Here is a 505-nt window from a genome sequence, read left to right on the forward strand (position 1 = left end):
CGCGCTGCCAAAACGCCCGACCACCATATTCTCGTTGGTGAAGGCCTGCAGCGTGCGCATCGCGCCGATCTGTTCGCTGGCATAGGCATTGGCCTTCGCCAGCATGTCCTGCGTCATACGGGAACGGCGACGCACAGAGCGTCCGAAGGCGATCAGGGGCACAACGATGATCGGGATGGCAGCAATGACCAGCGCAGAAAGCTTCGGGCTGGTCACGACCATCATCGCCAGCGCGCCGACACCCAGAATCATGTTGCGCAGCGCGACAGAGGCCGTAGCGCCCACCACCGACTTGATCTGCGTCGTGTCGGACGACAGGCGCGAAACGATTTCACCCGACTGTGACCGGTCGAAGAATTCCGGCGAAAGCGCCGTCACATGCGAAAAGACCGCATTGCGCAAATCCGCGACCACTCGCTCGCCGAGCGAGATCACGAAGAAATAGCGCAGGCCCGACGCCAGCGCGAGAATGAGTGCCAGCAACACGAGCATGCCGAAGTAATTA

The 505-nt window shown here is 61.2% G+C and carries 1 protein-coding gene; it reads right to left on the reverse strand.

What is annotated here, in order from left to right; translation table 11 throughout:
- A partial coding sequence (locus LQ226_RS20875; RefSeq protein WP_231419953.1) for an ABC transporter transmembrane domain-containing protein occupies positions 1 to 505 on the reverse strand: 505 nt, incomplete at both ends.

Source organism: Pontibacillus sp. HN14 (genome assembly GCF_021129245.1).
GTDB lineage: Bacteria > Bacillota > Bacilli > Bacillales > BH030062 > Pontibacillus.